This is a genomic window from Pseudomonas parasichuanensis, from assembly GCF_021601385.1.
GTDB lineage: Bacteria > Pseudomonadota > Gammaproteobacteria > Pseudomonadales > Pseudomonadaceae > Aquipseudomonas > Aquipseudomonas parasichuanensis.
This window is the reverse complement of the sequence record NZ_BQHO01000024.1, coordinates 32,630-50,939: the sequence shown is the minus strand read 5'-3', so window position 1 is coordinate 50,939 and position 18,310 is coordinate 32,630. Positions and strand designations below refer to the sequence as shown.

Annotated in this window: 11 protein-coding genes; 2 read left to right on the top strand and 9 right to left on the bottom strand. The window is 63.8% G+C overall.

The window, feature by feature from the left end; genetic code table 11:
* Positions 1-41: 41 nt before the first annotated feature.
* The 5 genes from L6D77_RS18610 to betI form a co-directional block, all read right to left on the bottom strand.
* The gene (locus L6D77_RS18610) at positions 42-596 is read right to left on the bottom strand and encodes an acyl-homoserine-lactone synthase (RefSeq protein WP_232882920.1); all 555 of its coding nucleotides are present in this window, start codon (positions 594-596) and stop codon (positions 42-44) included.
* Between the two features lie 125 nt (positions 597-721).
* Entirely contained in the window at positions 722-1,435 is a 714-nt protein-coding gene (locus L6D77_RS18605) for an autoinducer binding domain-containing protein (RefSeq protein WP_232882919.1), read from the bottom strand.
* Positions 1,436-1,849: 414 nt separating this feature from the next.
* On the bottom strand, positions 1,850-3,547 hold the full coding sequence (betA, locus tag L6D77_RS18600; protein ID WP_232882918.1) for a choline dehydrogenase: 1,698 nt from the start codon (positions 3,545-3,547) through the stop codon (positions 1,850-1,852).
* 78 nt (positions 3,548-3,625) lie between these two features.
* The gene (gene betB, locus L6D77_RS18595; RefSeq protein ID WP_232882917.1) at positions 3,626-5,098 is read right to left on the bottom strand and encodes a betaine-aldehyde dehydrogenase; all 1,473 of its coding nucleotides are present in this window, start codon (positions 5,096-5,098) and stop codon (positions 3,626-3,628) included.
* Between the two features lie 38 nt (positions 5,099-5,136).
* Positions 5,137-5,793, bottom strand: a complete 657-nt coding sequence (betI, locus tag L6D77_RS18590; protein ID WP_232882916.1) for a transcriptional regulator BetI — start codon at positions 5,791-5,793, stop codon at positions 5,137-5,139.
* Between the two features lie 477 nt (positions 5,794-6,270).
* Here betI and L6D77_RS18585 point away from each other — a divergent pair, with 477 nt between their 5' ends.
* A complete protein-coding gene (locus L6D77_RS18585) occupies positions 6,271-8,274 on the top strand; it encodes a BCCT family transporter (protein ID WP_269807472.1) in 2,004 nt (667 codons plus the stop codon).
* 55 nt (positions 8,275-8,329) lie between these two features.
* Here L6D77_RS18585 and L6D77_RS18580 read toward each other — a convergent pair whose 3' ends face one another.
* On the bottom strand, positions 8,330-9,757 hold the full coding sequence (locus tag L6D77_RS18580) for a trypsin-like serine peptidase (RefSeq protein ID WP_232882915.1): 1,428 nt from the start codon (positions 9,755-9,757) through the stop codon (positions 8,330-8,332).
* Positions 9,758-9,929: 172 nt separating this feature from the next.
* Between L6D77_RS18580 and L6D77_RS18575 the strand changes: the two genes are divergently transcribed.
* Positions 9,930-14,597 (top strand): dermonecrotic toxin domain-containing protein, encoded by a 4,668-nt coding sequence (locus L6D77_RS18575; protein WP_236170106.1) that lies wholly within the window; start codon positions 9,930-9,932, stop codon positions 14,595-14,597.
* Positions 14,598-14,735: 138 nt separating this feature from the next.
* On the opposite strand, the gene L6D77_RS18570 is transcribed toward L6D77_RS18575, so the two are convergent.
* From L6D77_RS18570 to L6D77_RS18560, 3 genes are all read right to left on the bottom strand, one after another.
* The gene (locus L6D77_RS18570) at positions 14,736-15,500 is read right to left on the bottom strand and encodes a divergent polysaccharide deacetylase family protein (RefSeq protein ID WP_232882913.1); all 765 of its coding nucleotides are present in this window, start codon (positions 15,498-15,500) and stop codon (positions 14,736-14,738) included.
* A gap of 9 nt (positions 15,501-15,509) precedes the next feature.
* Positions 15,510-16,844 carry a S41 family peptidase gene (locus L6D77_RS18565; RefSeq protein WP_110995323.1) on the bottom strand — a complete coding sequence of 445 codons (1,335 nt, stop codon included), beginning with the start codon at positions 16,842-16,844 and terminating at the stop codon, positions 15,510-15,512.
* Between the two features lie 88 nt (positions 16,845-16,932).
* Positions 16,933-18,237 (bottom strand): murein hydrolase activator EnvC family protein, encoded by a 1,305-nt coding sequence (locus tag L6D77_RS18560; RefSeq protein ID WP_232882912.1) that lies wholly within the window; start codon positions 18,235-18,237, stop codon positions 16,933-16,935.
* Between the last annotated feature and the right edge of the window lie 73 nt (positions 18,238-18,310).

Sequence of the window (18,310 nt, the reverse complement as noted above, 5' to 3'; positions counted from 1 at the left end):
CAATCAGGTGGGGAGGGAACGATGGGCGAACGGTTCGCCGCTCAGTTCACAGTGATCCAGGAGGCATACAAGGGTTGGCCGTATTTGCTGCAGACTTCGCCGGCACGGGAGGCGTCTATGCCCACCTTGCGCAACAGCCGTTCAATACCTGGCGGTGACACGGTGATCAGCTTGCGTGCCCCGTGTTCCGCTGCGCAGCGCAAGGTCGCCTGCATCAGGGCAATTGCATTGGGTGAGGAAATCTGCCGTTCGAGGCAGTCTGACGAGGCGCTGGTGTCGGCGGCGGCGAAGCGCGACAACTCCCAGACCTGCTCGCTGGCCGGCAGTGGCTGGCCGGCCAGCAAGTCCGGAAATACTTCACTGAGCAAATAAGGTGTGGCAGTACTCAATAAGCGCGCCACACCGACCACTTGTTTCTGGCTGTCCCTGGCAAGAATATAAACCGTGTCGTCTCTATCAAACTGATCAAACTCGGAATCTTCTTCGCAATCCAGATCCCATCCCAGTTTTCGGACAAATACCTGATACCGATAGTGCGCCATTGCCGAGCGTATGCTGGCGTCCAGTGTTTCCAGCTTTCCAGTGATGAATTCCATTTCTCGGGCTCCGCAGACTCTCAAGGGCGGAGCTATTAGATACATCAGTAACCAGATGTGTAAGCTACTAAAAAGAGTAGGTTGGCAGTCATACAGTTGTCATGTTGCAGCCATGGGCAGGGGCGTCAGAACAGTAAGCCGAGCATGGCTGCGCGCACTACCGCAGCGGTCTTGTTGGCGGTCTTGAGCTTGCGCACGGCATTTTTGATGTGGAAGTCGACCGTGTTCTTGGACAGCGTCAGCAGGTCGGCGATCTCACTGGCTGATTTGCCATCTGCGGTCCACTTGAGCACTTCTCGCTCACGTTCGGTGAGCTCGGGGGCTTCGGCGTTCCTGTGTCGTCTGTTCAGGATCGAGCTGAGCGAGGCGTGAGAAGTGCTGGCCAACCAACGTAGCTTGTCGCCTTTTTCGTGCAGTTCGCGTTCGCTGATTTGCGAGTCGCTGCGGGCCACCGTGAGCATGGCGCAGCTACCGCCAGCGTTGAGCATTGATTGCGACAGTCCCTTGCGCAAGCCATGCGCGCGGGCTTCCTCCCACAACTCGGGCGTCTGTGCGTAGAGTTGGTCGCTCCAGATGATGGGTCGCTCCGACTGGCGACCAAGGAGGATGGTGGGATCGCTCTCCATGTACCTGGCCGTGCTGTAGCGCTCCTGCCAGGGGACAGGGTAGTTGTTCAGCATGATCGCCTTGGGGCTCGAAAGCGGGTACGGGATCTGCTGGCCATAGGCACAGAAGTTGAATTCCAGCGCGGCGCTGGCCTCCAGAATCAATGCGAAGATGACGTTCTCGTCAACAGCACCTTCCAGTGCATGTAAAAGCTCAATTTGCCAACCGTCCATGATTGTTCTCATTGTCGCTGTGTAGGGTGCCACTAGAGCTGCGCGGGTCTCTTGGGAAACGAAGGATATGGCATTCCTGATTTTGGATCCAATTAATGACAGATGTTTCATCGGTCCCGAAAATCCGATCAACGTCCAACCGGCGCTCTTGGCTGCGCAGTGGAGAATCGGCGGGTTGAGATCTGTGTGGCAGAGGCGGGCACAAGCGAGGCTGCTTGCTGGGTGGCGGGGGGATCAGTTGCCTCTCGGGCATGATCTTGGCCAAGGAAGGCGCAGAGGGCAGGGTTGCCTGGGAACGTATTGTGGGCGGGTTGGCAGCAGCATCTGCCGGGGCAGGTAGCTGCGCTGACACTTGGGTTGGCCAGACCGGCCGGCGACAAGGCCGGCCAGTCCAACCGAGGTGGTAGCAGGGGGTCAGGCCTGCTTAACCTCACGCATCGGCTTGCCCTTCACCGGTGCATCGCCCGCCACGTAGTACTTGGCGGTGCTGCGCGCCAGAGGCTTGCGGCCACGGATCTTGTCGGAGATTTTCTCGGCGATCATGATCGTGGTGGCGTTGAGGTTGCCAGTGATGATCAGCGGCATGATCGACGCGTCGACCACACGCAGGCCCTGCATGCCATGCACGCGGCCTTCGCCATCCACTACCGCCATGTCGTCGGTGCCCATCTTGCACGAGCAGGACGGGTGGAAGGCGGTTTCGGCGTGCTCGCGGATGAACTTGTCCAGCTCTTCATCGGTTTGCACGTGGGCGCCTGGGCTGATCTCGCGGCCACGGTACGGGTCCAGCGCCGGCTGGGCCATGATTTCGCGGGTCAGGCGGATGCCGTCGCGGAATTCCTGCCAGTCCTGCTCGGTGGCCATGTAGTTGAAAAGGATGCTCGGGTGCTGGCGCGGGTTCTTCGACTTGGCCTGGATACGACCACGTGCAGGCGAGCGCATGGAGCCCATGTGCGCCTGGAAGCCGTGCTCTTTAACGCCGTTCGAGCCGTTGTAGTTAATCGCGACCGGCAGGAAGTGGTACTGAATGTTCGGCCACTTGAACTCAGGGCGGGTACGGATGAAACCACCGGCCTCGAACTGGTTGCTGGCGCCGATGCCGGTGCCGTTGAACATCCACTCGGCGCCAATGGCCGGCTGGTTCCACCACAGCAGCGACGGGTACAGTGACACCGGCTGGGTGCAGGCGTACTGCAGGTACAGCTCCAGGTGGTCCTGCAGGTTCTCGCCGACGCCCGGCAGGTCGTGGACCACCGGGATGTCGAGGCTTTCCAGCAGGGCGCGCGGGCCGACGCCGGAGCGCTGCAGCAGTTGCGGCGAAGCGATGGCGCCGGAGCTGACGATGACTTCTTTGCGCGCACGGGCTTCCACGCGCTCTTCGCTGTCACCCACCAGGTAGGTCACGCCAACGGCGCGCTTGCCGTCGAACAGCACGCGGTCGCTCAGGGCGTGGGTGACGATGGTCAGGTTCGGGCGCTTCTTGGCCTGGTCCAGGTAGCCGCGTGCGGTGCTGGAGCGGCGGCCGTTCTTGGTCACCGAACGGTCCATCGGGCCGAAGCCTTCCTGCTGGTAGCCGTTCAGGTCTTCGGTGCGCGGGTAGCCGGCTTGCACGCCGGCTTCGACCATGGCGTGGAACAGCGGGTTGTTGCCGGCTTTAGGCGTGGCAACGCTGACCGGGCCTTCGCCGCCGTGGTAGTCGTTGGGGCCGATGTCGCGGGTTTCCGCTTTGCGGAAGTACGGCAGGCAGTCCAGGTAGGTCCAGTCTTCCAGGCCTGGCAGTTCAGCCCAGCCGTCGAAGTCCATGGCGTTGCCGCGGATGTAGCACATGCCGTTGATCAGCGAAGAACCGCCCAGGCCCTTGCCACGGCCACATTCCATGCGGCGGCCGTCCATGTGCGGCTCCGGGTCGGTCTCGTAGGCCCAGTTGTAGCGGCGACCCTGCAGCGGGAAGGCCAGGGCGGCTGGCATCTGGGTGCGGAAGTCGAAGCGGTAGTCGGGGCCGCCGGCTTCCAGCAGCAGGACGGTGACGCTGGCGTCTTCGGTCAGGCGAGTAGCCAGGGTATTACCGGCCGAACCGGCACCGACGATGATGTAATCGAATTCATGGGACATGAAAGTACCCTCGTGTTGGCGGTGATCAGGGAGCGGGAACGCCCGTGCGCAAGGGCACGGGCGTGGCGGGACAGGGCCTTAGAAGACCGAGTTGTAGCCGCCCAGCTCGACCTGGACCGACTTGATGCGAGTGTATTGAGCCAGCGAGCTGACACCGTTCTCACGGCCGACGCCCGACTGCTTGTAGCCGCCAACCGGCATTTCGGCCGGCGACTCGCCCCAGGCGTTGATCCAGCAGATGCCGGCTTCCAGCTGGTGGATGATGCGGTGGGCGCGGCTGATGTCGTTGGTGCACACGCCGGCGGCCAGGCCGTATTCGGTGTCGTTGGCACGACGGATGACTTCTTCCTCGGTCTCGTAGCTGAGGATGCTCATCACTGGGCCGAAGATCTCTTCCTTGACGATGGTCATGTCGTCGGTGCAGTCGGTGAACACGGTCGGGGCCACGAAGGCGCCCTTGGCGAAATCACCCTCGGTCAGACGCTCGCCGCCGCACAGCACGCGGGCACCTTCTTCCTTGCCCTTGGCGATGTAGCCCAGCACGCTTTCCATGTGGGCGAAGCTGACCAGCGGGCCGAAGTTGGTGTTCTCGTCTTCCGGGTTGCCAACGCGGATGCGGGCAACGCGCTCGGCGATCTTGGCTTCGAAGGCGGCTTTCATCGAGGCTGGGATGAACACGCGGGTGCCGTTGGTGCAGACCTGACCGGAGCTGTAGAAGTTGGCCATCATGGCGATGTCGGCGGCCTTGTCCAGGTCGGCGTCGGCGCAGATGATCAGCGGCGACTTGCCGCCCAGTTCCATGGTGACTTCCTTGAGCGTCGAGCTCGAAGCGCTGGCCATGACTTTCTTGCCGGTGGTGGTGCCGCCGGTGAACGAGACTTTCTCGATGCGTGGGTGTTCGGTCAGCCAGGTGCCGACTTCACGGCCGCTGCCGGTCAGGACGTTGAACACACCGTTCGGCAGGCCGGCTTCGGTGTAGATCTCGGCCAGTTTCAGGGTGGTCAGCGAGGTGACTTCCGATGGCTTGAAGATCATCGCGTTGCCGGCGGCCAGGGCCGGGGCGGATTTCCACAGGGCGATCTGGATCGGGTAGTTCCACGCGCCGATACCGGCGGTCACGCCCAGCGGCTCGCGGCGGGTGTAGACGAAGGACGATTCGCGCAGCGGGATCTGCTCGCCTTCGATGGCCGGTACCAGGCCGGCGTAGTATTCCAGCACGTCGGCGCCGGTGACGATGTCGACGTAGCGGGTTTCGGAGTACGACTTGCCGGTGTCCAGGGTTTCCAGCTGGGCCAGCTCATCGTTGCGCTCGCGCAGGATGTCGACGGCGCGGCGCAGGATGCGCGAACGCTGCATGGCGGTCATGGCGGCCCAGATTTTCTGGCCGCGCTCGGCGCTTTCGACGGCCTTTTCGACGTCGGCCTGGGTGGCGCGCTGCACGTGGGCGAGGACTTCGCCGGTGGCCGGGTTGATGGCTTCGAAGGTGGCATCGCTGCCAGCGTCGACGTAAGCGCCATCAATGTAGAGTTTTTGCGTTCCGAAACGGGCCATAGTGTCCTCGCAAGTGCAGTGTGTGGTTGGCTGCCGCGTCACGCTCCTGCCGGTTGGCCAGTGGCTGTGCGCGGTGGTTCAGCGGCCTGGTCGTTAGTGCCCAGGGTGTGCTGTTTAGCCAGTTGTAGATCCATGTATTCGTAAGCAATCCGTATCGCCTGGTCGGTGTCGAATGCGTCACCCGACAAGGCGCCACGCAACCAGAGGCCGTCGATCAGGGCCGCCAGCCCGCGGGCAGCCTTGCGCGCATGGTAGAGCGGCAGGGCGCGGCGGAACTGGCAGCACAGGTTGGAATACAGGCGGTGATCGTTGATCCGCTGCAACCTGTGCAAAGACGGCTGGTGCATGCTGGAGGCCCAGAAGGCCAGCCAGGTTTTCATTGCCGGGCCATTCACCTGGCTCGCATCGAAGTTGCCTTCGATGATCACCTTCAGGTGAGCGCGCGGGCTGTCGTCTGTCAGGGCCTGGCGACGCGCGGCCACGCCCTCGTTGAGCATGCTCATGATGTAGCCCATCGTCGCTGCGATCAGGCCGTTCTTGTCCTGAAAGTAGTGACTGATGATGCCGTTCGACACGCCGGCCAAACGGGCAATCAGCGCAATGCTGGCGTCACCCAGTCCGACCTGATCGACCGCCTGCAGGGTGGCTTCGATCAACTGCTGGCGGCGGATGGGTTGCATACCGACCTTGGGCATCTTGCTATCTCCTCAGGCCTGCGAGCAGACGACGGGCGGCTGACTCGGCGAAGGCCAGTCTATTTTGTTTTGATTGAACGTTCAATCAATAAAGAATAAGCTCTGCGACAATTTGTGCCATTGACACTTTTCAAGCGCTCAACGGGACACGGATTGACACCCCAGGAAATCGCGCACCCCCCGGAATACAAGGCGTTGACGGGCATGAGCGATGCAAAGACAGATTCTGCCGAGCGGCCACAGGCTGCGCGGTCGGCCCTTGGAGCGGGCCTGGTGGCTGTGGCGAATGCGCGCACTCCCTAGAGGGATAGGCGCATCGGCGACAGGTCACCCGTCTGTTTTCTTGCAACGCTTCTGATCGGGATCACGGTTTCCAGGGTGCCTTTTATAACACCTGACGCAGTGGGGCTATTGCACCAATTGCTCGGGAAAAGACTGATTAGCCTCCACTGCCGCACTGCCCGGAGCATTCGTGCAATGAGTTCTGCCTCCCTAACCAACCCCCCTGCCGAGCGGGTACGGGTCAACCGCGTGGTGTTCTACACCTCGGCGCTGCTGATCCTCGTTCTGACCGCCTTGCTGATCGCTGTACCCGAAACCGCCGGCCAGGTGCTCGGTGTCGCCCAGAAATGGCTGACCCGTACCTTCGGCTGGTACTACATGCTGGTGATCTGCGGTTACCTGCTGTTCGTCGTTTACCTGGCCTTCTCCGACTACGGCAAGCTCAAGCTGGGCGGCAAGGATGACACCCCCGATTTCAGCTACGGCGCCTGGGCCGGCATGCTGTTCTCCTCCGGTATCGGTATCTCGCTGCTGTACTTCGGCGCGTCCGAGCCGCTGGACCACTATTTCAATCCGCCGGAAGGCACGCCTGCCAGCCTCGAGGCCGCGCGCCAGGGCCTGCAACTGACCTTCCTGCACTGGGGCCTGCATGGCTGGGCGATCTACGCCCTGGTGGGCCTGGCCGTGGGTTACTTCGCCTACCGCCACAACCAGCCGCTGGCCCTGCGCTCGGCGCTGTACCCGCTGGTCGGTGAGCGTTGGGTCAAGGGCGGTGCCGGTCATGCCGTGGACATCTTCGGCATGTTCGTCACCCTGCTGGGCCTGGTGACCAACCTGGGCATCGGCTCGATGCAGGTGGCCTCGGGCCTCGAGTACCTGTTCGGCATGGACCACAGCAAGACCAACCTGCTGGCGGTGATCCTGACCATGGCCGGCGTGGCTACCATCGCTGCAGTCTCGGGCGTGGAAAACGGCATTCGCCGCCTGTCCAACCTGAACATCCTGCTGTTCAGCGGCCTGCTGATCTTCGTGCTGCTGGCCGGCAACACCCTGCACCTGTTCAACGGCTTCGTGCAGAACATCGGCGACTACCTCAACGGTATCGTGCTGAAGACCTTCGACCTTTATGTGTATGAAGGCGCGGGTGACAAGTCCGAGCGCTGGCTGGGCCTGTGGACCGTGTTCTACTGGGCCTGGTGGATCTCCTGGGGCCCGTTCGTGGGTATGTTCATTGCCCGTATCTCCAAGGGCCGCACCGTGCGCCAACTGGTCAGCGGCGTGCTGCTGATCCCGCTGGGCTTCACCCTGGCCTGGCTGTCGATCTTCGGCAACACCGCGCTGGACCTGGTGATCAACCAGGGCGCCGTGGAGCTCGGCAAGACCGCGCTCGAACAGCCATCAATGTCGATCTACCAGTTACTCGAATACTTCCCGGCGTCGAAAATCGTCATCGGTGTGGCAGTGTTCGTCGGCTTCGTGCTGTTCCTCACCCCGGCCGACTCCGGCGCGGTGATGATGGCCAACCTGTCGTGCAAAGGCGGCAAGGTCGACGAAGACGCCCCGCACTGGATGGTGGTGTTCTGGTCGGTCGTGATCACCCTGGTGACCATCGGCCTGCTGTTCGCCGGTAACTTCGAGGCCATGCAGACCATGGTGGTGCTGGCCGGCCTGCCGTTCTCGGTGGTGCTGGTGCTGTTCATGTTCGGCCTGATGAAGGCGATGAAGCAGGACGTCGCCGTCGAGAGCGAGCGCGCCGAGCTGGCCGCCCGCGGCCGTCGCGGCTTCAGCGAGCGCCTGAGCCAGCTGGACCTGCAGCCGACCCAGGCCGTGGTACAGCGCTTCATGGACAAGCAGGTCAGCCCGGCGCTCAAAGAAGCCGCCGAGCAACTGCGCACCTTGGGCTTCGAAGTGGAGACCCGTGTTGGCCAATCGCGCAACATGATGGGCCTGCGGGTGATGATGGAAGAGGGTAACCCCTTCGTCTACGAAGCCAGCCTGGACGGTTACCTGGCCGCGCCGAGCGAGGCGCCGGTCGAAGGCGAGCCGGAAGTGCAGCAGCGCTTCTACCGCGCCGAGGTGTACCTGCACGACGGCAGCCAGGAGTACGACCTGATGGGCTTCACCCGCGAGCAGATCGTGCGTGACGTGCTGGATCAGTTCGAAAGCCACCGCCAGTTGCTGGGGCGTGTGTACAGCTGATGTTGAGCTGATGTGAAGCAAGGGCCCGGTTCGCAAGAACCGGGCCCTTGTCGTTTCAGGCGTCTTCGGCCAGCAGCAGGTCGGTGTGGGGTGCCGAGCTTTCCTTGGTGCCATCGATGGCGATGGTGCAGACCTTCAGGGGGAAGGTGTCGGCCTTGAACACGTAGCTCTGGTACGTCAGCCTGCCGTAACCCTTGGCGTCTTCGCAGTCGGTGGTGGTGGCTGGGCCGCGCTTCACCCGGTAGCGGGTGATCTGCGGAGGCTGCAGTTGCCAGCTCAGTTTCACATCGCCGTTGGCCTGGCGTTCTGCGGTCACCTTCGGCAGCGCTACCGCACCGGCTTCCAGCACGCGCACGGGCAGGCTCAGCGCGTTGGCCATCAGCCCGGGCCAGGACAGCGCATCGGCCGACGTGACGCCGACCAGGCACAGGTAATGCCAGCCTGCTTCGGCCGCGATAGGGTCGTCGATCAGCCCGCCGCTGCTGGGGAATGTACCGCTGTAGCCTTCCGGCCCTTCGCAGGCCAGCGGATCACGCGTGACCTTGTAGCGGTAGCGGGGGGTGTCCAGGGTGAAGGCGACGCCCCAGGTAGGTGGCTGGAGGTGGCCTTCGGCATCGACGGTGATCTTGCGGAACTGGCTGAAGTGCAGCGGCGAGGCGAGGCGGAACTGGAAGCCCGGCAGCAACTGGCAGTGTCGCGGGTCGAGGTTGGCATGGCCCTGGGCGAAGCAGCCGAGCAGGCGCTGGACGGGGATGGCGGCCACTGCATCCTGGGTCAGGCTGTTGACCACACTGACGATGCGGTTGCTGGCACGGTCGATCATCGGGCTGCCGGAGGCCCCGTCGGCAACGCCGGGGCAGTCGTTACGCTTGAGGTTGCGCCAGAGCCAGAGCCCTTCCCTGAGGCTTGGCAGGTCGTGCTCGGTACAGGCTGAAAGGCGCAGCCCGGTGCCTGCGCCGGCGGGCTCGCCGACCATCAGCACCTCGCTGCCTGCAGCGACGGGTGCGCCCAGTTTCATCGGCTCAATACCCCGCGCCATCACCTCCTGCAACGTGGCGTCCAGCTCCAGCAGCGCCAGGTCGTTGCCCTGGATACTGCTCCAGATTGCCCGGCGGGTGTTGAACACGCGATGGTCTGCCGCCGTATCACCGAAGTAGTTGAAGCTGATCTGTGCCTTGAGGGGCTGGTCCTGAACGATAACGCCGTTGTGCCGGCTCACGCAGTGCCCGGCAGTGACCACGTAGGCCGGGCCGGGGCTCGCAGGCTCTGCGTCGCGGGTATCGATCAGCGAACCGATGCACTGCTCGCCGTCTTCCCTTCGCAGCCGCCCAATACCGCTCCAGTGATTGCTTTCTCCGTGACTGTTGCTCAGTACCTTCGGCCCGGAAGGCGTGATCATGCCTTGGCCAAGGTCCGTTGCCAGGCAAAGCGCTGACGCGCTGCACAGGGCAAGCCCCAGCAAGGGGGCGTGTAGTGCTTTCATGTTGCGTCTCCTCGAGGTTGGAGCACGCACTGTGGTGTTGCGGGTGGGGTGCAAGGCGGTAACGGGGTAGTGCAGGGGCGCAACGAGCCGATTCGCGCAGTGCAGACTTATTTGCCGCCGCTGCCGGCGCGCCTGGCCCCAGGCTCTTCGCTCATTTCACGAGGAGACCAGCATGAGTACCCATACCGTGCCCGCCAGGGATTTCAGGCAAGCCGTCGCCAGCGAGTTCGCCAGCCGCCCAACGCTGCGCCAAACGTTGAGCACGGGCATCCTGCAGCTGCTCAACACCCATTCACGCCGGTTTCGACGGCTCAGGCTGCCCGACGCCGAGCCCCTGTATCTGCTGGTTCCCGACAGTACCCAGCAGAATCCTGCTTCGCCCCACAGGGGCTGGTCGCAGCGACCGATGCTCGAGGTGATGCTCGATGCCTTGCGACAGAGCGCGACCCTGCGCTCGCTGGGCGATGCGGGTGGCGAGTTCAAGGTTGCGCTGGCGCTGCCCTATACCTTTACCGATGGCAGAGGCGCGCCCGTGCTCGATGGCACGGAGTCCATCCAGGCCGTGCTCGATGAGCTCGAGTCACTGTTGACCGCGCTGGCACAGTACTTCTGCCAGGCGCAGGTCGAATACTGGTCGGCGATGGGTAGCTTGGGGGTAAGCCGCGACCGCTGGTTGCAGCAGTTGTTGAAACAGGCCCTGCTGCAGAACCTGCCGATGCAAGGGTTGGATGCACAGCAGGTGGACTGCGTGCACGGCTTGCTGCAGGGCGGTGCCAGGCAGCCGGCGGTGAGCCTTGTGCAAGTGCGCCTTGTGCGAGGAGACAGCGCCGTCACGCGGCTGCTGCCAAAGCTGCTGGTGCAGGCATCGCTTGATGAACGTGACTTTCTGCTGTGGTGCTCGCCGTCGAGTGTGGTCCGGGTGTTCGACAGCGATGCCAGCTTCGCCCAGGCGCTCCAGGAGGAGCTGGGCTATCGGTTCAGCTTCGACAGCCTGACCTGGAGTCGCCAGGCGCTGGAGGGCGATGTGTTCGCCCAGCAGGTTGCCGCGCTGCTGGAGTATCTGTTGGACGAAGTGATTCGCGCACCCTTCTGGCAATGCCCCGATGTGGTGGCGTTGGAGCGCATGTTCGCAGGATTGAGCGACCCCGCACGGTGGTTCATCGATGGCTACCTGCTTACGCCGACGGCCAGCTTGAACGTGCCCTTGGCGCAGCGGCAGGCGCAGCCGGCGGACAGCTTTGCCGTTCAAGGCGCGCTGTTCGAACTGGCTTTGGCCCAGGCGCAATCGCAAGGGCTGTCGTCGTTGGAGCAGGTCGAGGACCTGCGCAGTTTCACCCGCGAGCGGTTGCGCAAACAGATGCTGGAGGACTATCCCATCGAGGCCAATTACTTCGCCGATGAGCTCGACCTCACACTGACCCGCTCGTTGGGGGTGCCCGGTGGTGCGGGTAGCGGCACCGGTGGCGGTGTGACGCAGACCCGGCAGATGACCTTGACCGAGTTCGCCATCGGCAACCTCGCCTCGCTGGCCGGCTGGACCCTGACGTCGATCAGCCACGGCAGCGGGCAGCTGATCATGGACTGGATGACGCCCGACTACGTGCAGGGCCTGGTGGGGCGCGTCGACATCGGTGGCCACTACCCGGGCTATGTGAAAACCCTGCTCGATGCGCCGGCGACCCGCAGCGAGCGCTGCCTGCGCTTCGCTCGCGAATGGCGCTGCGCGCTGTTGTTCACCGCGATCGACGCAAAGCTCGATGGCAGCTTGAGCGAGAATGGCTTGCAGTGCGTGGTCGACTATTGCCGGGGCCTGGTGGGCAGCGAAGCTTCGGAAATTGTCTGGATGCCGCTGGCGTTTGCCCGCGAGCCGGGAACCAAGTTGCACGACCAGGTGATGGGCATGTATGTCCTGTTCGCCGCGGTACGTGAGACGGTGTTGCTCTACCGCCCGTTGTACCCGGGCGCCGCGTTGCTGGAGTACGCCAACCTGGACGCGATGATGGCCGCCATTCGCACGCAGCAATCCCTGCAGGACAGCATCCTGACGTGGCTCACACCCGATGCGCGCAAGGTCTACGGCAACGGTGGCTTCATCGAGCCGCACCTGGGTCGACCCATTCTGGACACCTTGATCCTGCCAGAGCCGGTGAGGCCGCCTGCGTTCGCCGCGAGCTTCTGGCGCACCGATGTCGATGAGCAGATGTACCTGGCCAACCGTGATCTGCTGGTCGAATTGGCGAACCGTGAGTCGACTTCCACCACCCAGAGCCGCTGGGCGATTCTCAAGGAGGGGGCCTGGCTGCTGTTCCAGGCCTTGACCGTGGTGTTGCGGGGGCCGGTGGCCTCGGTGGCTTGGCTGGTGCAGGGCGTGGCGGCGGTTTCGCAGGATCTGCAGGCGTTCAAGGAAGGCGATGAGTTCGAGCGTAGCGCCGCGGTGGTCGACTTGTTGTTGAACTTCGCCATGGTCCTGATGCATGCCCGTTTGCCGCGTATCGAACCGCCTGCGGCAAACGACATGGCGGCGTTGGCCGGCTTCGGTGGGCTTTTTGCAGCGCGCCCGGCGCCTGATGCGCCATCGCCGAGCATTGGCCTGGGCAGCGTCAGCCTGCCGGGGCCTGTGGCCATGCATGAGGGGGTGTCGCTTGATTTCAGCTGGCGGGGGGCTTCGGGCAACACTGTCCTGGCGCCTGTGCAGCGCCAACAGCTGCAAGCCATGCGCTCGTCGGTCAGCCTGCATGGCCTGGAGCCTGATGCCACCGGCCTGTACCTGCTCGATGGCCAGCACTACGTGACGCTGGGCAGCGATATCTATCCGGTGCTGGTCGGCACAGCAGGCGTGCGCATTGTCGATAGCCAAGGGCAGGCAGGCCCATGGCTCCTCGCCGAGGGCAAGGCATGGCGCATCGATGCCGGCCTGCGCTTGCGCGGCGGCATGCCGAAAAGCCGTATCCAGCAACTCAGAGAGGAAAAAGAGGCCCGGGAACAGCGGGCCAAGCAGCAGGATGCCGAACTTACCATCGCCGCTGTTGAGTTGGGCAAGGTGCTGAGCAAGCACAATGAACTGTTGATGAGCAATTTGCAGGTCGTCGAGCAGCTGGAGGCCGTCAAACCGCTCGATCAGGCGAAACAGAGCGAGCTCGATTCGGCGCAAACCATGGTCAAGCTGCTCAAGCAGAAGGTTGCCGACGACTTGGCCGCGGTGATCGAAAATTACCGGGCGCACAACAGGCTGCTCGCCGAGCTCAAAGCCATCAATCCCTCTGTGCAGATGACCGAAGCAATCAAGGTTCAGCGCAACACTACCCAGCACCAGCTGATCGAATACTATTTTGCCCGCTACAACCACCTGACTGACCTGATCAATACCGAGGGTGTGGGGGCGCAGGCGAGGGATATCCTCATCAATCCGCGCAGCGATGGGGAGAAGGCGGCCTATGCGTCCTTCAGGGGCAGCCTGGAGCGTGTGGCCAGGTGGGAAGAGCAGTTGGTCGAGCTGGCCTGGCCCTTCGATGAGGTGCTGGACGAATGCTTCAAGGATGACGAACTGGTGTTCACCCGTGACGATGGCACACGGATCAACAAGGACGCCTGGCTCAAGAACCTGATCAGGCAGAGGAGTTCGACTGCGATCGACCTGGAGTTCTACCTGCTCGCCGACCTTGGGGAGCTGTGCCTTAATCGGGTGGCCGACACCGACGAACGGACCCTCAGCCGGTACGACCACGACCTGATGAATGAAGAGCTGCGCAGCGCCGGCGCGGCTCACGGGGAGCTGGCCAGGGGCGAGTTGGGCCTCGACGAACGCATCGATGTGCTCAACGGCGTGCTGGATGCCTACGCCGAGGCCGAGGCCGCCGCGGTGCTGCTGACAGAGACCGGGGGCGACATCATCCATTCGGACGTCCTGATCCAGTACCGCAAGATACTTGCGCGCCTGGTCAAGGCGGCGGAGAAAGAGCTGGCAGGTTGCGTCGAGGAAAAGGAGCAGCAGAAGGTCCGCGTTGCGCGCATATCGCTCTATGGTGCGCGGGGCGGCAAGCGCTTCGTGGTCAGGACCTCGCGCGGGCGCAGTGTCGTCGGGGTGGAAACACAGCGTGACGGCAACACGGTGGTGGAGCAGCGCAGCGCCAACCAGGCGAGCGTGCTGAAAACCTTCCGCAAACAGGGTAAGGGTTGGGTCGAGGAGGCGCCGGTCGCGCGGGAGAAAACGCTGCAGTTCGACCTTGGCAAGGAGCGCGTCAATGCCCAGCGGCTGCTGGACAAGGTCGAATCGGTGATTGCGCTGGGTCGGCAGTACCTGCAGAAGGATGAACCGATCGGGCTTTCCAGTGTGATCGAAGGCCATGTTGAAGGTCTTAGGGAAAGCCTGGCAAGGCTGCCGCGCACCGAGAAGGAGCAACCCTTGCTCGGAAAGTTGCAGGAGGCGATAGAGCGCCTGGAGGCGGCGCGCATCGACCTGTTGACCAGCCTATACCTCACCACCAGCCACCCGACTGCGGCCAGCCTCAGGTTCCTCGTCGAACAGGATAAGGTGGTTGTGTCACGTGCCGGGCCGCGCAAGTTGCTGGCGGCGAACGATTACCTGGATGTTTACGAGGTACGGCGTAAACCGGCGGCAGGCAGGGCACAGGGCGCTGGCCTGTGGGAGGCGCATTTCCACTATGGTGCCGCGGATACGCCCGGCCGCTCGTTCAGCAAGGGGCACCTGAAACTCTGGTCGCAGCGCAGCCTTGGCCGTAAGGCCCAGCTCGACGCTGCCAGCAGCCAGGGCCTGCTTTTGGCCATTTATCGCGGCGATCTTCGCCTAGAGCAGGCCGAGGGCCTGATTCCTTTCGATTGAGTGCCCAGCCTTGTGCAGTGCCTGGTATTGCAGGCCAGGTTCTGGGCTCGAGTCTCATTACCCGGAGACTCGACTCATGGAAGACGCAATCCCCTGATCCAGCACCCTCAAGCAAGCTTCCCCTTCGATGGAGGTGTTTCAACGGTTGCGGTACAGGCCATGGCTGCCATGGGCAGGCATGGCCTGGTTGCTGCGCTCGGCGATCATCTGGCGGATCGGGATCAGCTCGATGCCCTGGGCCTTGAGCCGGGGCAGTTCGCTTTCCAGCACTTGCAGCGTTTGTGGGTAGGGGTGGCCAATCAGTACCGCGGAACCCTGCTTGCGGGCCAGGGCGATGCCCTGCTGCAGTTGGGCGCTGATCGCATCGACGGTGCGCTCGTCGTCCAGGAACACATCACGCGATACGTGGGCCAGGTCGATCGCCTGGGCTTTGGCCGCCGCCACGGTGGCGGCGCTGGTACGGCTGTCGACGAAGAACAGGTGACGGCGTTGCAGTTCGCCCATCAACCAGGCCATGGGCTCGGGTTGTGATGTCATGCGGCTGCCCATGTGGTTGTTGATGCCGGCAGCAAAGGGCACCTTGGCCAAGGCCGCGTCCAGGCGCTGCGCCAGTTCCGCTAGCGGCGTGCCGGGGTGCCAGGCATAAGGGCCGGTGGCCGGGTCCATGGGCATGTGCAGGATCACCGTCTTGCCAGCCTTGTGCGCCTGGCGGGCAAACTCGGTGGCGTGAGGGGTATCGGGCATGATCGCCATCGTGATCGGGCCGGGCAGGGCGAGGGTGCGCTGGTCGCGCACATCGCTCTGGCCGAGGTCGTCGATGATGATGCTCAGGTAGGCCTTGGCCGGGGCCGCGTGTGCGGCGCCGGCCAGCAGGCAGAACAGCAGGGACAGCAGGTAACGCATGGGGTGTGCTTATTCGCCCTTGGTGATGTTCAGGCCCTTGAGCAGGCTGAGGGCCTGGCTGAGCTGGAAGTCGTTGTCCTGCGGGCGCTCCTTGCGCTTGGCGCTGCCGGTCGGGCGGTCGGCGCCGCCGTTGCCGTTGCCCAGGTGGCCCTGCAGGTCGGCTTCCTTGAAGTTCTCGGTGTCGGTTTCGGCGGTGAGCTTGGCCGGGCGCACTTCGATGTCCGGGACGATGCCCTGGGCCTGGATCGAGCGGCCGTTGGGGGTGAAGTACAGCGCGGTGGTGAGCTTGAGCGCACGGTCGTTGGCCAGCGGCAGCACGGTTTGCACCGAGCCCTTGCCGAAGCTGTCGGTGCCCATCAGCACGGCGCGTTTCTGGTCCTGCAGGGCGCCGGCGACGATCTCCGACGCCGAGGCGCTGCCGCCGTTGATCAGTACCACCAGCGGTACGCCTTCGCTGGCGTCGGCCGGGTCGGCAGAGAAGCGCAGTTCGGAGTTGGCGATGCGGCCCTTGGTGTAGACGATCAGGCCCTTGGTGAGGAAGTGGTCGGCCACTTCCACCGCGGCCTGCAGCACGCCGCCTGGGTTGTTGCGCAGGTCGAGCACCACGCCGCGCAGCTTCTTGCCGTTGTCCTTGCGCAGCTTGGCCAGGGCCTTGCCCACTTCTTCGCCGGTCTTGACCTGGAACTGGGTGATGCGGATATAGCCGTAGTCGTTCTCCAGCAGCTGGCTCTTCACGCTCTTGACCTGGATCACCGCGCGGGTGAGGGTCACGTCGAACGGCGTGCCGCCGTCGCGCACCAGCGTGAGGACGATCTTCTCACCGACCTTGCCGCGCATCTTGTCGACCGCTTCGGTCATGGTCTGGCCACGGGTCGGGGCGCCGTTGATCTTGACGATCAGGTCGCCGGCCTGCACGCCAGCGCGGGAGGCCGGGGTGTCGTCGATCGGCGAAACGACTTTGATGAAGCCGTCTTCCTGGCCGACTTCGATCCCCAGGCCACCGAATTCGCCACTGGTGCTTTCCTGCAGCTCCTGGAAGTCTTCAGGGCCGAGGTAGGCCGAGTGCGGGTCGAGGTTGCTGAGCATGCCCTTGATGGCGTTCTCCAGCAGGGTCTTGTCGTCGACGGGCTCGACATACGCGGCCTTGATGCGGTCCATGACCTCGGCGAAGGTGCGCAGCTCTTCCAGCGGCAGTGGCGCCTTGGCGGTCACCTCGGTGGCTGGCACCGTGGCCGGCTTGGCGGCAGCGGCAGGCTTGGCCGGCTCGGCGGCGAGAGCCAGGGGCGCGCCGATGACCAGGGCAATGGTCAGGGCCAGCTGGGTGAGGCGAGGCGAGTGCAGCATGTCGAACGAACTCCTGATCCTGTAGGCGCCCCTTGCGGGAGCATCGGCCCGGCGTTTTCACGCGCCGCGCCGTAAAAGTAGTCGGTGCTTAGCCTCGGCACCATTGCGCAGGGTCGGTGGGCCGGCCCTGCTGGCGAATCGCGAAGTACAAACCGGCGCTGTCCTGGCCGCCGCTGTCGCCGACGGTGGAGATGGCTTCGCCGGCCTTGACGATGTCGCCGGCGCTCTTGAGCAGGCTCTGGTTATGGCCATACAGGCTCAGGTAACCATTGCCGTGGTCGAGAATGACCAGAAGCCCGGCGCCACGCAACCAGTCGGCGAACACCACGCGCCCGCCGTGTACGGCGTGCACCTGGGTACCGGCGCTGGCGCTGATCATCACGCCGTCCCACTTGGCCCGGGCATCGCTGCCGCGCATGTCACCGAAGCGTGCCAGTAGTCGACCATTGACTGGCCATGGAAGTTTTCCCCGGGCTGCGGAAAATGCACCGCCGTAGCTGGCGCCGTCGCTGGAAACCACCGGGCCAAGGGTGGTACGGGCCTTTTTCGGGGGCTCTTCCGGTTCCGCTTGCTGGGTGCGGGCCGCGGCGGCCAGGGCCTGCTCCTTGCGGCGCTTTTCTTCTTCCTGCTTGGCGAGCAGCGCGCGCTGGCGGGCTTCTTCGGCTTCGCGGGCCTGGCGGGCGAGGGTTTCCTCGATGGTCTTGAGCACCTTGCCCAGGTCGGCCTGGTCCTGCTCGCGGGACTGCAGCTTCTGGTCGCGCTCTTTCATGTCGCTGTTGAGCTTGGCCAGCACCTGCTGGCGCTTGTCGCGTTCGCCCACCAGCGCCTGGCGGCGGCTGTCGAGGTCGGCGCGCTGGGTGAGCAGTTGTTCCTGCTGGCGGCCGATGTCCTGCTCGACATTGGCCAGCTGGCGCAAGGTCTCGTTGAAGGTGCGCAACTGCTCGGTGCGCGCCTTGCTCAGGTAGTCGTAGTAGGTGAGGGTGCGGGCGAATTTCTCGGGGTTCTGCTGGTTGAGCAGCAGCTTGAGGTATTCCTCGCGGCCGTTGTTCTGGTAGGCCGAACGGGCCTGCACGGCAATCAGGCGTTGTTGTTCAACGCGGGCGCTCTGGAGTTTTTTTTTCTCGTGATCAAGGCGCTCCAGCTCGCCCTCGGTCTTTTTTAGTTCTTGCTGCAGTGCCTCCACCTGTTTTTCCAGGTTGCCGATGTCGGTCTCGGTGGACTTGAGGTCTTTCTGCACGCCGGACTTCTCCTCCTGGAGCTTGCCCAGCATCTTTTTCAGCTCGGCGATGTCCTGGCGGGTGGCGTCCAGCTGTTGCTGGGTCTGTGCGCGCTCGTCGGCGAAGGCCGGGGCGAGCAGGCATGACAGGGCGAGTATGAACAGGGCGCGGAGCATGGGGTTGGGCGTACCAGGGATGGAGACTGGCCTAGTATGCCCGCGCATCGCCGCAAAAAAAACGCCTCGCGGC